The organism is Caballeronia insecticola (genome assembly GCF_000402035.1).
Taxonomy (GTDB): Bacteria; Pseudomonadota; Gammaproteobacteria; order Burkholderiales; family Burkholderiaceae; genus Caballeronia; species Caballeronia insecticola.
Genome location: NC_021294.1, coordinates 558315 through 574233, shown reverse-complemented (window position 1 = coordinate 574233; position 15919 = coordinate 558315). Strand labels below are relative to the sequence as shown.

The window sequence follows — 15919 nt, the reverse complement described above, 5'->3', positions numbered from 1 at the left end:
TCTCCTGAGGGCTCGGTGAGAAGCCGCCGCGCTCAATAAGTCGCGCGCCCGCCCGAGAGGTCGAACACCGCGCCCGTGCTGAATGCGCAGTCTTCGGACGCGAGCCACAGAATCAGCGACGCGGCCTCCTGCGGCTGCAGGAAGCGGTTCATCGGGATCTTGGAGAGCATGTAGTCGATGTGCTGCTGCGACATCGAATCGAAGATTTCGGTCTTGGCGGCAGCGGGAGTGACGGCGTTCACGAGAATGTTCTTGCCCGCGAGTTCCTTGCCGAGCGATTTTGTCAGCCCGATCAGACCGGCTTTCGACGCGCTGTAGTGCGACGCGTTCGGATTGCCTTCCTTGCCCGCAATCGACGCAATGTTGACGATGCGCCCATAGCCCGCCTTCAGCATGTGCGGCACGACCGCGCGGCACGTCAGATACGGCCCGATGAGATTGACGTCGATCACGCGGCGCCACACGTCCGGCGCGAGTTCCCACGTGGCGCCGTTACCGCCGGTGATGCCCGCGTTGTTGACGAGCACGTCGATCCGCCCGTGCGCGGCGAAAGTTTTCCTGGCAGCGGCCTCGACGGAGGCTTCGTCGGTCAGCTCGACCACGGCGTCGGTGATTTTGCGCTCGGCGTGCTTCGCCGAGAGTTCGGCGGTGGTGCGCTGCAGGCGCTCGCCGTCGACATCCCACAGCGAAACATCGGCGCCCGATTCCAGCGCGCGTTCAGCCACCGCAAGGCCGATGCCGCGCGCGCCGCCCGTGATGATCACTGTGCGATCCGCCAGGTCGATACGGTTCATGAAGCGTCTCCTTTCGTTGTTCGTTTGATGCGGCGTCCGTGCCGTGACAGGCACTATAGTCCCGCGCCAATAGCGCAACAATTCGAAAGGGCGATCGTTCGATAGCAAAAGCGGATCGATGGCAGCGGCGCGTTTGCAAACGACAATGCAGCGTCACCCGTTAGGATTTTTTAAATTGGGGTGACCCTAAGTCCGCTGAAAATTGAATTTCTCGATTCTCGATCTTGAATAAACGTTCGGGCTCAGAACTTCTCGGGCATGTGCCGCACCGATGACCCGGCCCGTTGCGCATTGACAGCGCGGAAGCCGGTCAGACCTTCACTCTGACCGGTGAATGAATCCCTGAATTTCTTATCGGCGAAGAGCGCGAACGTAAAAAGGGCGACGATTCCAAGAGGCGAAAGCAAAAGAACAGCAAGCAACACGGCAGATCTCCAAAAGAACTTGGATCTCAGTCTATTACGTATTCGTCCGCCTATTGCCGTGAAAAACGTCAATACTCCATTCAATTGCCTCGAACCTGTTTTCGGACTGCGACGATTCCCCGGAAGATTGCAGCGCATTGTTCCGCGCTGGGCACGGGAGTTGCTTTTGCTGGCATCGATTAGATGAATCTTAAAACCGCGCCGACCTGCGCATACAACAACCCAGCCCCAACCAAGCATGTTCACTCCGAAAGCCTGCACTGCCACCTGCGTACTCGACGGGATGCCCGTCACCCTCACCTATTTCCCCGACACAACCCTCCTGCGCATCACCGACGCCAACGGGCGCTGCATGCGTGAGACGCGCTGGCCCGCGCCGTGGCGCACGCTGCTCGCCACGCTGCGCGAGTTCAGCGGAAACGGCGTCGAGCATCAGCTCTCGACCCTGCTGGACGAAATCCCCGTCGCGCCATCGACGCAAAGAGAACGCGCGCCTGCTTTGGCGTGACGCACGCTCACTCGCAGCCGCTCAAGGCCGGTGTCGCCGACGGCCGCAGCGCCAGCCAGTAAATCAGGAAACGTCCCGCGAAGATTCCTGCCACCGTGCCGGACACCAGTCCGTTCAGCACGATGTACATCGAATCCGGGCCGATATTCGTCGCCGTCGCGAGTTCGAAGCCGATCCAGAACTTCATCGCGAAGGTCACGAGAATCAACACGAGCGGAATGGCGGAACCCGGCAGCGTGACCGTGCGTCGCGCCCGATCCACCGTCATGCCGCTTTTCTTCGCGAGCGCAGCCCCGATGCACGCGCCCAGCGCGGCACCGACGATCCACATCATTGCCGTGTCCCAGCCAGCCGCCCGTTCCGTCAGCAAATGCAGCACGCCCCAACCGGCAAACACGGCCGGCATGAGGCCGCGTTTTGCGAGCGGCGTGGTACCGCCCTTGAGCGCCTGCATGCCGCGCGCAACCAGCACAACGAGCAGAACCCAAACCCAGGTTGGCGTACCCAGCAAAATATCCTGAAAAGACATGATGTTTCTCCTGACCGCAACGACGCGATTGATCCGGTTTTCGACGACGGCGAGCGCGATCGCCGGGATCGAAGATCTTTCGCGCCGCCAATCTTTACAGTGGACACATTTTGCTTTTGACGACTGCTCGTGGTCAAGATATATTTCCACTGTAAAGATTGATCGACCGCGGCGTCTCCATTCCTCTGCCGAACGCGCGCGGGTTGAAAAAACGGTCGAAAAACGCCCGCGCATCGTGCGGCTTCGCTCATCCCGTTTTGAATGGGCGGACCTGCGCCATTTACAATGTGGCATCGACTGCTCGTGGTCCGTGCGGCCCGCATCGAACCCTGCTTCCCGCAGTCTTGAGCAGTCCCACTCACACGCATCCGACTGGCAGTATGGTCACTGAAACATCTTCTTCAGAATCGCTCGCCGTCGCGGAACGCGTGCGCGAGCTTATGAACCGCCACGGCATCGGGAAACGGCAGCAGACCGCCGAGTTGTGCCGCATCCTCGATCTGAGCTTCTCGCAAGGCCACCGCAAGTTGCGCGGCAATAGTCCGTGGACGCTCGCGCAGATCCGCCGGGTCGCGGATGCGTTCGACGAGCCCGCGCTCAAGCTCTTCGATTCCATCAACACTCGCCCCGACGAAACCGAAGGCACCGCGCACGACGCCGTGCTCAAACTCGGTTCGCTGGAGATTCCCTGCATGGCGTGGGTGGGCAATTCGCTCGATGCGGGCAGCCGTCCGGATTTCATCGCGCAGAAGCTGAACAACCGCTGGATCGTGAGCAGGCATGAAGGCGTGCTTTTGTACGAAGCGTGCGACGTCCACAAGATCGAGATTCAGCCGCGCCGCGCGGACACCGACAAGCCGGTAATCGCCGTGGTCGACGACGATCACGCCTCCGCCGACAATCTCCACGACTATCTCGAATGCACCGGCTTCACGGCGATGGCCTTCTACGGTCTCGACGCGTTCGCCGAGGCGCTTCAGGCACAGGTGTTCGATGCCGTCGTGATCGACTGGCTCTTCGGCGTGAATACGTCGGCGGGCGCGATCCGCGCGGTGCGCGAGTCGGACAATCCGGACGCGCCCATCTTCGTGCTGACGGGCGAACTGACCACCGGCAAAGCGAGCGAATCCGAGATCAGCCAGGTCATTCGCGACTACAACGTAACCTGTTTCGAGAAGCCGGCGCGGCTCGGCATTCTCGTCGCGGATCTGTCCAAGCGGCTCATGCGCAGCTAGCCGCGAAGTTAGCCGAAAACGTCAGGTAACACGCCGGCGCACCGTCACCGCGCGGTGCACGGCGCCTTTCAGGACTTCGTAGCGCACCGGCTTCAGCAAATAGTCGAAGAACAGAACCGCCGCGCTCGGATCGACCAGTTCGGGCGCATACGCGCTCACCGCGATGATCGGCACACTCGCTCCCGGCGCGCTGCGGGCGCGATACTCGTTCGCGAACGAGTATCCGTCCTTGCCGGGCATGTGCAGGTCGGCGAGGATCACGTCGGCGTCGTTGGCGCGCAGCCAGGCGAGCCCGCTGTCCACGTCCGGCATCGCGACGACGGAATAGCCCAGATGCGTGAGCATCTCCATCAACGATTCGCGGATTGTCTCGTGGTCGTCGATCACCAGCACGCGCGATCTGGCGAGCGCGGGCGCATCGGCGTCCTGCTCGCCGCGTTCCGGAAGATGCTCCGCCGCGACCACGGGCACGCTCACGCGAAACGCCGCGCCCTGCCCCACTTCGCTCGACACTTCGATCGACCCGCCCAGCAGATCGACGAGACCGCGCACGACCGCGAGCCCCATGCCCGCGCCGTCGAAGCGCCGCGTGCTCGACGAATCGAGCTGCGTAAATTCCTGAAAGATCAACGGCAACTGTTCGCGGGAAATGCCCGGACCGGTGTCGACCACGGAGATGTCGAGGCGCTTTTCCGCGCGCGCAAAATGCACGTCGATCGAACCGGACTCGGTGTATTTGATCGCGTTGGTCACGAGATTCGTGACGATCTGCCGCACGCGATGTGGATCGGATTCGATCGGGCCGCGCTCGCCCGCATAGTCGCCGCGCAATTCCAGCGCCTTCGCGCTTGCGGCGGGCGTGTTCGCGTCGACGATCGAATCGAGCAGTTCGACCGGATCGAAGACGGTCATGCGCAACTCGAGCTTGCCCGCGCCGAGCCGCGCGTAGTCGGTCAGATCGCGCATTTGGGCTTCGAGATGACGCGCGCCCGCCTCCAGCCGATGAATGATCTTGCGGTCCGCCTCGCCGCGCAGATTCAGGCCGAGCAGTTCGACCGACGAGACGATCGCGTGCAACGGAGTACGCAGTTCGTGGCTGATCATGCCGAGGAAGGTGTCCTTCGCAAAGCCAGCCTCGCGCGCTGCGCGCGTTGCCTGATGCTCGGCCGTGAGCGCCGCGCGCTGCTGCTCGATCAGGCGCGTGCGCCGGTAGCCGTTGAAGAGCAGCAGCAGGGTTGCCGCCGCCGACAGCAGCCCGAGCAGAATGCCGCCCAGAATCAGATAGCGGCGCTTGGTCTCGAAATCGCGCACGATCGCTTCGCGTTCGTCGATGTCCATCAGCCGCCGGCCGCTCGCCAGTTCCGCGACGACCGGCGCGTTCTGGCGCAGCACGCCCACCACGCGCAAGGTGCGCTGGCGCTCGGTCTGAAACGCTTCGACATCGACCTGGATCGAATCGAGCGCGGTCTGCAACTGCCGCAGGATTTCCCGCTGACGGTTGAAGAGCGCCTCGCGCCCGCCCGCGAGATCCGGCAACTCCGACACCTGCGACAGCCGCGCGCGCAACAGCCGATAGCTCGCGCGCACGGCGTCGGCGTCTTCGTCCACGCCGTTGCGGTACAGCAGCACATGGTTCTCGAAGCGCACATAGGCGATCTGAAACTGTGCGGCGTCCCAGTAGACGTCGTAAGGCACGACGAGCCGGTGCGTCTCGCGCGCGAGCAAGCCCGAATACAGCATGTAGCCGACCGCGCCGATCGGCGGCGCGACGGCGAGCGCGATCAGCGCCGCATACCAGAGGCGGCGGAACCAGGGACGCGCGGCGTGGGTGCGCTGAGACGGTTCAGTGCTCGAGACGGCCATCTTTCACTGAAGCGCTTCGATGGCCTGCGCCGCCCGCCCGGACGCGACGACGATCAGCTTCATGGTCGCCCGCGTCGCGCCGACGAAGATCTTGCGCGCGGCCTGCTCGTCGAGCGTGTCGAAATCGACTTCCGTGAGAATCACGCACGGCGCGGATTGCCCCTTGAAGCGGTAGATCGATTCGAGCAGCACGTCGCCCTCGCGATACTCCGGGTTGCCGAAGAGATCGTACGAACCGGTGAAGGCGCGCAGCCGATGCGGCCCGAGTTGCTCGACGGCCGTGAGCGCCGATCCCTCGCGGCCGCGAAACGACAGCACGGCGATGTCCTGCTTGCGAAAGCCGAGCGACAGCGCCTGCGTGATGGCGCGCTTCGTCGCCTCGACGATTTCCTCGGGATGACCGTCCTCGTAGGTCGAGATGCTCACATCGGAACCGTCGAACGGGCTGCCTGCATCGATCGGCACACCCGGACCGACGATCCTGCGGATAAAGCCGAGCAGGTCGCGCGGACTGCGGTAATTCGTGGTTTCGCGCAGGATGGTCCAGCCGGGCAGCGGCACCGGCTCGCGCAGATAGAGGTTCTGCATGGGATCTTCGAGCCACCACCACGCGCCGTCAGGGTTGAGGAGGCGTTCGAGGGCCCCGACCCATGCGGCCTGAAAATCCTGGCCTTCATCGACGATCAATACATCGGTCTTCCAGTGCTCCGGCACGGGCACCGCCGCGAAGCGCTCTTCGAGCGTCGCGAACACGTCGGGCTGGCTGAAGTCGGGCGGGCTGCCCGCATCGCGCGCCACGGCCGCGCTCAGTTGATGGTAGTTCGCGATCTTCGCCTCCGGCGGCGCGATCGCGCGGATATGGTCGGCGAGCGGCCGGTTGAAGCACACGTAGAGCACGCTCTTGCCCTGCGCCAGCGCGTCGCGCATGACCCGCACGGCGAGTTGCGTCTTGCCCGCGCCGGCGGTCGCGATCACGCGCAGGCGAAACGGCTCGAATTCGAGACGGCGTGCCCACGTCGCGAGCCCGCCCGACAGCCGCGTGACGAGCGTGTTGGCCGCGCCGACTAGCGCGTTGGTGTCGGGCGTGAGCGAGAGTTCATCGGCGAGAAAGTGATGGATGCGCGCCGCCGATTCGAAGCGCGGCTCGTCCGGCGGCAGGATGTCGAGCACGACGCGCGCAAGCTGCGACTTGCGGCTTGCATCGACGATGCGCGCGGGCGCGACACCCGCGATCGCGGCATCTTTCACCGCATAGTCCGGGCAATACAGCAGTTCCTCGATTCGGTACGTGCCCGCGCCAAACGCCGCCGTGAACCGCCGATGCAGGTTTTCGAGCGTGCGTGCCAGTTGAATGGCCACGTTGCGCTCCTTCTGCAGATACACCTTCACGAGTCCCGCGCCGGTTTCGCGCAGGAAGCCGGCTTTCTGCTCGATCATCAGCACGCGCCCGGACGGCGCAACAACCACGAAGTCTGCCTCGCCGAACACGGAGAAGCCTTCGTTGACGCGCGTCCAGTGAACGCCGTGATAGACCGTGTAGTCGTCGGGCAGCTTTTCGAGCATCGCGAGCGTTTCGAGTTCGCGCGCCGCGGCGCCGGTTGCGGCGAGGTTTTTCCAGTCGTCGGGAACGATTCGAGCCATGCGTGGCCTTGGAGCTTGAGGGTTGCGTCGTGCAGGCCATTGTACGCAACGCGCCGCGTGGTCCGGCAGGTCGGCCGAATGGCTAACCGGCTAACCCGCTAACGGGCTAACTCGCGAAGTCGTAGCGGCCGCCGCGTTCCAGCGCGCGCCGGTAAGCCGGCCTCGCGTGGATCCGTTCGAGAAACTCACGGACGTGCGGCAGCGACTTCGCGCCCGCGCGCTGGCTGCCGGTTTCGAGCGGGAAGCTCATTTGCACGTCGGCGGCGCTGAACGTGTCGCCCACGAACCACGGCGACTTCGCGAGTTCGGCCTCGATATACCCGAAGTGCAGCTTCAGTTGCGGATCGATGAAACTGCTCTGCATCGTCTGCGCGATGCGCCGCGCAATCGGCTTCGCGAAGAACGGCATCTTCGCGCTCTCAAGACGCCGCGCGACGAGCTTGAGCAGCAGCGGCGGCATTGCCGAACCTTCGGCGTAGTGCATCCAGTAGTTGTAGCGCACGCGTTCGGGCGAGGTTCCCGGCGGCGGCGAGAAGCGCCCTTCGCCGTAACGATCGACGAGATATTCGATGATCGCGCCGGATTCGGCGAGCGTCAGATCGCCGTCGGTGACGACCGGCGACTTGCCGAGCGGATGCACCGCGCGCAGTTCGGGCGGCGCGAGCATCGTCTGCGGATCGCGCTGATAGCGCTTCAGCTCATATTCGACGCCGAGTTCTTCGAGCATCCAGAGCACGCGCTGCGAGCGGGAGTTGTTGAGGTGGTGGACTGTCAGCATACTTTTCTCTTAGTTATAACCGGCGACGCCGCCAGCGGTACGCCCCTTGCATCAACGGAACTCACGCACGCCCGGGCGTCGAAAGGATAGAACCCTTTCATGAAAGCCGCACGATGCTGACGGGCGGCTACCATTGAACAATGAGACGACGAGAAAAGGAGAACTCGATGACGTTGATCATTTATCTTGTGGGCTGGCTGATCCTGATCGGCGGCGTGTCGTGGGGACTGGTCGCGATGCACGTGTCGCAGCATACGATCATGATCGTCGCCGTCATCATGCTGGGCATCGCCGTGATTACGGGCGCAACGCGCGCACGCAATCGCGACCGTTCATAACGTCTTCATACACACGCGGCGCGCCGCCGGTGACTTCACGTCACATCAAGTCACCACGCGCGCGCCCACGGCATCCTGAATCAGCGTGACGAGTTCGTCGGGGTGAACCGGCTTGGTCATGAAGTGCTGAAAGCCCTCGCCGATACTTCGCAGGCGGTACTCTTCGCCGCCGTGTCCCGTCAACGCGATCGCCACGGAAGGCGGCAGGTTGCCGCGTATTTCGTGGTCGCGCAAACGTTGGATGAGATAGAAACCGTCCATTTCGGGTAGGTCGAGATCGCAGATGACGGCATCGGGAAGATGCTCGATCGCCGCTTGCGCGCCGTCTTCGGCGTCGGGTACGGCGATTACGTCGGCACCTTCTTCTTCCAGCAACATTTGCAACGATGCCCTGCTCTCGGGATCGTCTTCGATCAGCACGATCCGCATATGCCCCAGTCTTGCTACTTCGCTCATGATGTTCTTTTCACACTGCCAAAAACGGAATTCTCGCGACGGTCTCCACGGCTCGCCGCATCGAGCGCCACTGCGCGCTCTTGTTGACACGAAAACGCGGCGGGAATTCCGAACGCACCGCTATTTTTGCCGCGCGTACGCCGGTGCGGAACGCCTCGCGGTTTTGACGGCTCCGGCAGAAATTCTGCCCGGTCGTCGCGAGCCAGATTGAGCAAAAACCGGACCGATCTGCGCTCATCGGCCGAAAAGCCTTACCGGACAGGCCTGCGCGCCGCTTTCCGGTGCACGCCGACCACAGTCGCAAGCACGACCGTGTAATTCCGGCAGCAACCCTGTCCCGATTTCCCGTCAGACTTTTGCCTCCCGCGCGGAATCGGGGCGCGTTGTGGCCGGTTGCAGCAACGCGCGATATTCGCTCGGCGTAATGCCCACAGTCGCCTTGAACTGACGCGTGAACGCACTGTGATCGGTGTAGCCGCACAGCGCCGCGACATCGGTGACGCGCTCGTGCGTAACCAGCAGCGCGGTTGCGGCGTCGAGCCGCGTTTTCAGCAGCACCTGGCGCGGCGTCAGATGAAAGACCTTGTGGAAATAGCGTTCGAGCTGCGCAATCGACATGTTCGCCATCCGCGCAAGTTGCCGCATATTGAGCGGCTGCACGAAGTTTTCCTGGATGTGCTGGACCACGGCCGCCAGCCGGCTGTAAGCCGGATGTGTGCCCTCGGCCGCCTGCAGATCGCGCGATATCCCCGCCAGTCCGACGATATTCCCGTGGCTGTCGTGCAGCGGCTGCTTGCAGGTCATGCACCAGCCGGGCTCGCGTCCCGGATAAAGATGCAGTTCGAGCTGGTCGATCAGCTGATGTCCCTGCGCGATGATCGCCTGATCCTGCGCCGTATAGATGCGCCCGAACCGGCGCGGAAACACGTCCTCCGCGGTCTTGCCGAGCAGCGCCGACTTGTCGTCCTTGTGGCCGCAGCGGCGCGCGAGCGTGCGGTTGACCATCGCATAGCGCGCCTCGCGATCTTTCACGAAGAACACGATATCGGGCATCGCGTCGAACACCGGTGCGAGCAGCGCGAAATGCGCCAGCATGTCGGCGAGCGTCGATGCCGGCGGTGGCGCGATCTGTGGCGTGGCCGTCGAGCTCGTCATGCAGGTTCAATGTGAGTTGCAGGCGACCGATTATAGGAGCGCGCCGACGCCGACAAAATTGGCGCTGGCCCCACTAGACTACGCATCCGGCGGCCCGGCCGCAGCGCGCGCGGCGATCAGCGTGTCGATGCGCACCGGCGCAAACGGCGGGCGCACGCTCGCACGCGGCCAGCCGAACCAGACGGACGCCGCCTCGCCACACACGCGTCCCTGACACGGTCCCATGCCGCAGCGCGTGTGCAATTTCGCGTCGCGCCAGTCCGCGTGCCGGGCAACTTCGCCGAGCGTCACGTCTTCGCAGCGGCACAGCACGGTGTCGGCGGGCGGCATCGCGCGTGCGGCGGCGCCGAGTTCGAACGCCCGCGCGACGCGCCCGGCAAACGCGCGCCAGCGATCGCGCTCGCGCTCGCGTATCAATCTTGCATCGGCAGGAAGGGCGAGCGCCGCATGCGCCGCGAGCGCGCCCTCCACGCTCGCCAACTCCATTCCGCCGATGCCCGTGCATTCGCCCGCCGCGAAAATATCGTCGAGCGAAGTGCGTTGCGTGGCGTCGACGCGAATCGCTCCGTCAGCGCCGTCAGCGGCATCGATCGCGCATCCGAGTGCCAGCGCCAGCAGCGCATTCGGCACGAGCCCGTAACCGCACGCAATGCGGTCTGCCGCGATCGTCGTATCGAGCCCGCGCGTGCGGATCGTGACCGCTTCGACGCGCGTCGCGCCGTGCGCCTTCACGACAACGCTTTCCGTGCGATAACACGCGACCCCGAGCGCCACGGCCTGCGCGAGCTTGCCCGGCGTCCACGCGAGCGACGCGACGAACTTCGCGACGCGCCCGAGCGGCGCCTGTTCGATCACCGCGCGCACATCGGCGCCGTGACGGCGCGCCGTATCCGCGACGGCGAGCAGCAGCGGCCCGCTCCCCGCCACGACAATGCGCTCGCCGCGCACCGGCAAACCGCCCTTGACGAGCGCCTGCAAGCCGCCCGCGCCGGTCACGCCGGGCAAGGTCCAGCCTTCGAACGGCAAGAGGCGCTCGCGTGCACCCGTCGCGAGAATCAGCTTCGAATACCGCAGCGTGAGCGGCGCGCCTTCGCGCTCCAGCAACAGCGCTTTGTCGCCCGGCGCGGCGCCGACTTTCGTCGCGTTCATGACGACGAGGTTCGGCTGCGCGCGTGTCTCGTCGAGCCATCGGCGCAGTTGCGCTGCGGGCGCGAGCGTCGGCCCCTGACGCCAGATCTGTCCGCCGGGACGCGGATTGTCGTCGATGAGCACGACGCGCGCGCCCGACTGTGCCGCGATCCGCGCCGCGCTCAGGCCCGCCGGACCCGCGCCGACGATCGCGATATCGGCATGTTCGATCGTCATCGGCCGGTCTCGATTGTCTGGCCCTCGCGGCACAGCGTCTGACAGCCGAGCACGTGCGCGCGGCCATCGACCGTCACGCGGCATTCGTGACACACGCCCATGCCGCACAACGCGGCGCGCGGCGCGCCGGTGACCGAGCGGCGCGTCGCGCGCACGCCGGCCAGCGCGAGAGCTGCCGTGACCGTCGTGAACGCGGACACCGTGAGCCGTTCGCCGTCGATCGTCACGCTGACGAGATCAGCCATCGGCGGGCTCCGTGGCGAAGCGTTGCGGCGCGAAGGCGTTCGCGTCGGGCAGCGCAAACGGAAGGGACGCATCGCCGAGAAGTTGCGCCGCAATCAGCTTCGCGGTGCCGAGCGACGTCGTCACGCCGAGCCCTTCGTGACCCGCGGCCAGCCACAGACGATCGCCCGGAAAGCGCGCCGGGCCGATCAGCGGCAAGCCGTCGGGCGAGGCCGCGCGAAAGCCGGTCCACGCGCGGATCGCGTTCAGCGCGCCGATGCCGGGCAGATAGCGCGTCGCGCGCGCGAGCATGGCGGCGAGCACGTCGAATTCGACGGCCGGATCGCGCGTGCCGAACTGGCGCGACGAGCCGAGCAACACTTGTCCGGTCGGACGCGGCTGCGCGTTGAACGCGACCGACGTGCCACGCGCGTGATGCGCGCTCTTGATGTAGCCGAGTTCCAGCACCTGATGCGCGAGCGCGCCGGGATAGCGGTCGGTTATCAGCAAGTGCCCCTTCTTCGCTTCGAGCGGCACGCCCGCGATCAGCGTCGCCGCGTCAAGCCCATTGGCGACGACAACATGCGCCGCCGTGCGACGCTCGCCGCCTTTCAGCGTAACGCTTGCGTGCGCTTCGTTCGCATCGACCGCGTGAACCGCGCAGCCGGCCAACATGCGAATGCGGCTCGCGGCTGGCGAGCACGTCAGGAGCCATTGCGCCGCGGCGGGCGCGTAGACGATGGCGTCGTCGTCGATGACGAGGCCGCCTTGCATCGCGTGACTGAGCGACGGTTCCGCGTCGCGCAGCGCGGCCGCGTCGAGCATGCGCGCACGCACGCCCGCCGCCGCGAACGCGGCGTGCATGGCGCGGGCGGCGTCGAGTTCGGCTTCGTCTTCGGCGACCCAGAGCGTGCCGCAGCGAGAGAACGCATCGCGCGCGCGCAAATCCGGCGAAAGCGCGAGCCACAGTTCGCGCGACGCAAGCGCCAGCGCGAACTCGGCGGGCGTGTCGTTCATCACGACGATATGGCCCATGCCCGCCGCCGTCGCGCCGCCACCGATGCCGCGCGCGTCCAGCACGTCCACCGCGAGCCCGCGCTGCGCCAGTTCCGCCGCGCAGGCGGCCCCGACGATGCCCGCGCCGACCACGATCACATCCGCCGTCATGCCTTCGCCGCGTCCCCGATGCCGTGCACGAACGGATCGCGTTCGTCGAAAACGAGACGCCCTTCGCCCATGATGTGCGCGTAGCCGGTGATGGTCGGCACGAGCGTGTCGCCGTCGATGGCGTAGCTGCCCTCGAACACGCTGCCGATGATGCTTTCCTGACGCCACACCGCGCCCGGTTCGAGCACGCCGTCAGCCGCGAGGCACGCGAGTTTCGCGCTGGTTCCCGTGCCGCACGGCGAGCGGTCGTAGGCGCTGCCCGGGCACAGCACGAAGTTGCGGCTGTCGATGCCCGCGACCGGCGAATCCGCGAACAGCTCGATATGGTCGATGTACGCGCCACCGGCGCCCGTGATGCCCTGCGCGTGCAGCGCGTCGCGGATCGCCTCGGTGAACGCGGTCAGCGCGCCGAGATGCGCGGGCGTCAGTTCCCGCCCGTGATCGGCCACGAGAAAGAACCAGTTGCCGCCCCACGCGACATCGCCCGCGAGCGGACCGTGGCCGGGCACATCGACCGTCACCGCGCGCCGGTGCCGATACGCCGGCACATTGCGCACGCTGACGCTGCCGTTCGCGTTGAGCGTCGCATCGACGGGACCGACCGGCGTGTCGATCCGATGCCGCCCCGGCGCAATTTTGCCCGCGTAGGCGAGCGACGCGACGAGCCCGATCGTGCCGTGTCCGCACATGCCGAGATAGCCGACGTTGTTGAAGAAGATGACGCCCGCCGCCGCAGCCGGATCGTCGGGTTCGCAGAGCAGCGCGCCGACCATCACGTCCGAGCCGCGCGGCTCCGTGACGATGGCGCGACGCCAGTAATCGTGGCGCGTGCGGAATGCGTCGAGCCGTTGCGCGAGCGTGCCGCCGCCCAGATCCGGGCCGCCCGCGAGCACGAGGCGCGTGGGCTCGCCGCCCGTGTGCGAGTCGATGATGTCGATGGTTTTCATGCCGCCTATCCTAGAAATGCGCGCGCCGGACGTCTTGAAGCGGCTGGACGGTTTTGATGACGATATCGGCATAGGACCGGATCGCATCGAACGGCTTTCGGCGCGGCCTCTGGCGGCAAAATCAGCTATGCCGAAATCGGCACGCGGCGCGCGCGAAACGCGCAAGACGCGCGATTTTCCGGTGCTTACACTGCCTGACGTTCAAACACATTCGGAGAGCAGCCGTGACGCAAATCTGGGAAGGCGTGATGCCCGCCGTGACCACCAAGTTCAACGCCGATTTCAGCATAGACCGCGCATGGACCGGCAAGAACGTCGACGCGCAGATCGAAGCGGGCGTGGACGGCATTATCGTGTGCGGATCGCTCGGCGAGGCGTCCACGCTGTCGCTCGACGAGAAGCTCGACGTACTCGATATCGCCGTGGACGCCGCGCGCGGCCGCGTGCCGGTGCTGCTGACGATCGCGGAAAACAGCACGCTGGACGGCTGCCGCCAGGCCGAACGCGCCGCCAGCCATGGCGCTGCGGGCTACATGGTGCTGCCGGGGCTGCGGTACATGTCGGACCGGCGCGAGACGCTCAACCACTTTCGCATGGTCGCCGACGCAAGCCCGCTGCCGCTGATGGTGTACAACAATCCGCTGGCCTATGGCGTCGATGTCACGCCGAAGATGTTCGCCGAACTGGCCGAAGACCGGAAGTTCGCGGCGATCAAGGAATCGAGCGGCGACGTGCGGCGCATCACCGATCTCATCAACGAAACGGGCGATCGCTACGCGCTCTTCTGTGGCGTCGACAACCTCGCGATGGAAGCGATTCTGATGGGCGCGCACGGCTGGGTTGCCGGGCTCGTGTGCGCATTTCCGCGCGAGACGGTCGCGATCTACAAGCTCATTCGCGCGGGGCGTCTGGAAGAAGCACGCGCGATCTACCGATGGTTCGCGCCGCTGCTCGCACTCGACGTGTCGCACAAGCTCGTGCAGAACATCAAGCTCGCGGAGACGATCGTCGGGCTGGGCACGGAGCCTGTGCGGCCGCCGCGACTGCCGCTCGCGGGCGAGGAGCGGCGCGATGTCGAAGCGCTGATCCGGCGCAGCATCGAGACGCGCCCGGCCTTGCCGGCCATCTGAAGCATCCGCCGCAAAAACCGCGCGCCAACGAAAAATGCCGTCCGAAGACGGCATTTTTTCATTCGACCGACGCCGAATTGACCACTTTAAGCGGCGATCTGTGCAGGCGCAGGCTCGACGTGGCCTTCGCCGGTGTCCTTGCCTTCATCGTACAGATGGAGCAAGCGATAACCGCTCTTGTACACCGGCTGCAAGCGGAAGTTGTTGACCGGTTCGATTTCGAGCGCGAGACGCAGACGCGAAACGTGGCTGTCGATGGTGCGTGTGGTTTCGCGGAATTCGCGGCCCCAGACCATCGCGAAGATGTGGTCGCGCGACAACACGCGGCCAATATTCGAGAAGAACAGTTGGGCGAGACGGAACTGCGTGCCGCTCAACTGGACCGGCTTGCCGCGCACCGTGACGGTTTGCTGGCGGGCGTCGAAGCGATACGGGCCGACTTCCAGACACGCCGTGGACGTGCCGGGATAGGCGCGGCGCAGCAGCGCTTCGACGCGTGCGCCGAATTCGCCCGGACGCACCGGATACACGACGTAGTCGTCGGCGCCCGCGGTCAGCGCGCACACTACGTTGTGCTCGGCGCCGTCCGGCGTTGCGAACATGACGGGCACGCGCTCGCCGAAGCTCGAACGCACGGACTTGAGCAGGTCGAGGCCGCACAGGCCGGTGGAGTTCCAGTCGAGGATCAGCAGATCGACCGTGGAACGCGACAACGCTTTGGACAGCACGAGGCCGTCCCCGAACGTGACGCAGGTATGGCCGAGTCGTTTAACGACGTCGCTGATGAGATTTCGGTAACTGGGGTCGGTTTGCAAAACGGCGACGCGCATGGTGTCTAACCTGATGAGTCCAACTACATACAGACAATGGGCGGACGCCGATCGTGGGCGCCCGCAGGGCGTCTCGTCGCGCGATGAGACGGGGAATTCGATGCGCATTCTGGAGAGCAGCGACTCCCTTTCCCATCGGATTGGTCCGAATTGTCAAGGCATGTGACGGCGCGCTTTTTGCTTAGACCCCGTTTCGCGCGCGCAACCATTTGAAAAATCGGGCGATTTTGCGCTTTTATGTCGTCTTTTATGATGTAAAACGGCGCGTCTGGCTCGCGAGTGCCGCTTCTGTCGTTTTGCCGTGACGTCGCGTTGCAAGCTGCCCCGCGACAGTCCGTCGCGTCGCGCAGCACGGATAACGGGCGGCGGATCACGAATTCCGTTCGTGATGGCGAAGGCCTTCCCGCCGCTGTGCGCTTCTCGGGCATCTCGTTCTCGCACAACATCACGTATGCGGTGTTCGGCGGACTTACGCCGATCGTCGTCTCGCCGATGATGAAATTCAGCCCGATGGCGTCCGCGTCGCCCCCTATGCG

19 protein-coding genes and 1 pseudogene are annotated in these 15919 nt (G+C 65.2%); 6 read left to right on the top strand and 14 right to left on the bottom strand.

Features of this window, described 5'->3' with window-relative positions; translation table 11 throughout:
* Positions 1-32: 32 nt before the first annotated feature.
* The gene (locus BRPE64_RS16735; RefSeq protein WP_044042338.1) at positions 33-794 is read right to left on the bottom strand and encodes an SDR family NAD(P)-dependent oxidoreductase; all 762 of its coding nucleotides are present in this window, start codon (positions 792-794) and stop codon (positions 33-35) included.
* 242 nt (positions 795-1036) lie between these two features.
* Positions 1037-1219: a hypothetical protein gene (locus tag BRPE64_RS16730; RefSeq protein ID WP_016354659.1), complete on the bottom strand. Its 183-nt coding sequence runs from the start codon at positions 1217-1219 to the stop codon at positions 1037-1039.
* A 238-nt stretch (positions 1220-1457) separates the two neighbouring features.
* On the opposite strand from BRPE64_RS16730, the gene BRPE64_RS16725 reads away from it, so the two are divergent.
* Positions 1458-1727, top strand: coding sequence for a hypothetical protein (locus tag BRPE64_RS16725; RefSeq protein ID WP_044042336.1), 270 nt, complete (start codon positions 1458-1460; stop codon positions 1725-1727).
* Between the two features lie 7 nt (positions 1728-1734).
* On the opposite strand, the gene BRPE64_RS16720 is transcribed toward BRPE64_RS16725, so the two are convergent.
* Positions 1735-2256, bottom strand: a complete 522-nt coding sequence (locus tag BRPE64_RS16720; RefSeq protein WP_044042335.1) for a DUF6622 family protein — start codon at positions 2254-2256, stop codon at positions 1735-1737.
* Here BRPE64_RS16720 and BRPE64_RS32910 point away from each other — a divergent pair.
* Together BRPE64_RS32910 and BRPE64_RS16715 are read left to right on the top strand one after the other, a co-directional pair.
* Complete coding sequence (locus tag BRPE64_RS32910; RefSeq protein WP_144063426.1) at positions 2255-2647, top strand: hypothetical protein; 393 nt, start codon at positions 2255-2257, stop codon at positions 2645-2647. The genes BRPE64_RS16720 and BRPE64_RS32910 overlap by 2 nt on opposite strands.
* Positions 2637-3491, top strand: coding sequence for a helix-turn-helix domain-containing protein (locus tag BRPE64_RS16715; protein WP_016354656.1), 855 nt, complete (start codon positions 2637-2639; stop codon positions 3489-3491). The genes BRPE64_RS32910 and BRPE64_RS16715 overlap by 11 nt, the downstream gene beginning before the upstream one ends.
* A 21-nt stretch (positions 3492-3512) precedes the next feature.
* Here the strand turns inward: BRPE64_RS16715 and BRPE64_RS16710 are convergent, their stop codons facing one another.
* The 3 genes from BRPE64_RS16710 to BRPE64_RS16700 all read right to left on the bottom strand — a co-directional run bounded on the left by BRPE64_RS16710 (position 3513) and on the right by BRPE64_RS16700 (position 7773).
* Positions 3513-5354 carry an ATP-binding response regulator gene (locus BRPE64_RS16710; RefSeq protein ID WP_016354655.1) on the bottom strand — a complete coding sequence of 614 codons (1842 nt, stop codon included), beginning with the start codon at positions 5352-5354 and terminating at the stop codon, positions 3513-3515.
* 3 nt (positions 5355-5357) lie between these two features.
* Positions 5358-6995 carry an ATP-binding domain-containing protein gene (locus tag BRPE64_RS16705; protein ID WP_016354654.1) on the bottom strand — a complete coding sequence of 546 codons (1638 nt, stop codon included), beginning with the start codon at positions 6993-6995 and terminating at the stop codon, positions 5358-5360.
* A gap of 106 nt (positions 6996-7101) precedes the next feature.
* Positions 7102-7773: a glutathione S-transferase family protein gene (locus BRPE64_RS16700; RefSeq protein ID WP_044042328.1), complete on the bottom strand. Its 672-nt coding sequence runs from the start codon at positions 7771-7773 to the stop codon at positions 7102-7104.
* 167 nt (positions 7774-7940) lie between these two features.
* Here BRPE64_RS16700 and BRPE64_RS33445 point away from each other — a divergent pair, with 167 nt between their 5' ends.
* Positions 7941-8111: a hypothetical protein gene (locus tag BRPE64_RS33445; RefSeq protein ID WP_016354652.1), complete on the top strand. Its 171-nt coding sequence runs from the start codon at positions 7941-7943 to the stop codon at positions 8109-8111.
* Positions 8112-8156: 45 nt separating this feature from the next.
* Here BRPE64_RS33445 and BRPE64_RS16695 read toward each other — a convergent pair whose 3' ends face one another.
* The 7 genes from BRPE64_RS16695 to BRPE64_RS16670 all read right to left on the bottom strand — a co-directional run bounded on the left by BRPE64_RS16695 (position 8157) and on the right by BRPE64_RS16670 (position 13432).
* Entirely contained in the window at positions 8157-8567 is a 411-nt protein-coding gene (locus BRPE64_RS16695; protein ID WP_232519258.1) for a response regulator, read from the bottom strand.
* Between the two features lie 10 nt (positions 8568-8577).
* Positions 8578-8805 (bottom strand): hypothetical protein, encoded by a 228-nt coding sequence (locus BRPE64_RS32905; RefSeq protein WP_144063425.1) that lies wholly within the window; start codon positions 8803-8805, stop codon positions 8578-8580.
* 110 nt (positions 8806-8915) lie between these two features.
* Positions 8916-9722 carry an AraC family transcriptional regulator gene (locus BRPE64_RS16690; RefSeq protein WP_016354649.1) on the bottom strand — a complete coding sequence of 269 codons (807 nt, stop codon included), beginning with the start codon at positions 9720-9722 and terminating at the stop codon, positions 8916-8918.
* A gap of 78 nt (positions 9723-9800) precedes the next feature.
* Positions 9801-11087, bottom strand: a complete 1287-nt coding sequence (locus BRPE64_RS16685; protein WP_016354648.1) for an FAD-dependent oxidoreductase — start codon at positions 11085-11087, stop codon at positions 9801-9803.
* Entirely contained in the window at positions 11084-11332 is a 249-nt protein-coding gene (locus BRPE64_RS16680; protein ID WP_016354647.1) for a (2Fe-2S)-binding protein, read from the bottom strand. The genes BRPE64_RS16685 and BRPE64_RS16680 overlap by 4 nt, the downstream gene beginning before the upstream one ends.
* The gene (locus BRPE64_RS16675) at positions 11325-12476 is read right to left on the bottom strand and encodes an NAD(P)/FAD-dependent oxidoreductase (RefSeq protein WP_016354646.1); all 1152 of its coding nucleotides are present in this window, start codon (positions 12474-12476) and stop codon (positions 11325-11327) included. Before BRPE64_RS16675 ends, BRPE64_RS16680 begins: the two co-directional genes overlap by 8 nt.
* Complete coding sequence (locus BRPE64_RS16670) at positions 12473-13432, bottom strand: 4-hydroxyproline epimerase (RefSeq protein ID WP_044042722.1); 960 nt, start codon at positions 13430-13432, stop codon at positions 12473-12475. The genes BRPE64_RS16675 and BRPE64_RS16670 overlap by 4 nt, the downstream gene beginning before the upstream one ends.
* A gap of 215 nt (positions 13433-13647) precedes the next feature.
* Between BRPE64_RS16670 and BRPE64_RS16665 the strand changes: the two genes are divergently transcribed.
* Positions 13648-14553 (top strand): dihydrodipicolinate synthase family protein, encoded by a 906-nt coding sequence (locus BRPE64_RS16665; protein WP_016354644.1) that lies wholly within the window; start codon positions 13648-13650, stop codon positions 14551-14553.
* An 86-nt stretch (positions 14554-14639) separates the two neighbouring features.
* Here the strand turns inward: BRPE64_RS16665 and BRPE64_RS16660 are convergent, their stop codons facing one another.
* Positions 14640-15383 (bottom strand): response regulator transcription factor, encoded by a 744-nt coding sequence (locus tag BRPE64_RS16660; protein ID WP_016354643.1) that lies wholly within the window; start codon positions 15381-15383, stop codon positions 14640-14642.
* A gap of 376 nt (positions 15384-15759) precedes the next feature.
* Between BRPE64_RS16660 and BRPE64_RS33730 the strand changes: the two are divergent.
* Positions 15760-15902 (top strand): annotated as a pseudogene (locus BRPE64_RS33730) (MFS transporter); the annotation flags it as partial.
* Positions 15903-15919: the final 17 nt, after the last annotated feature.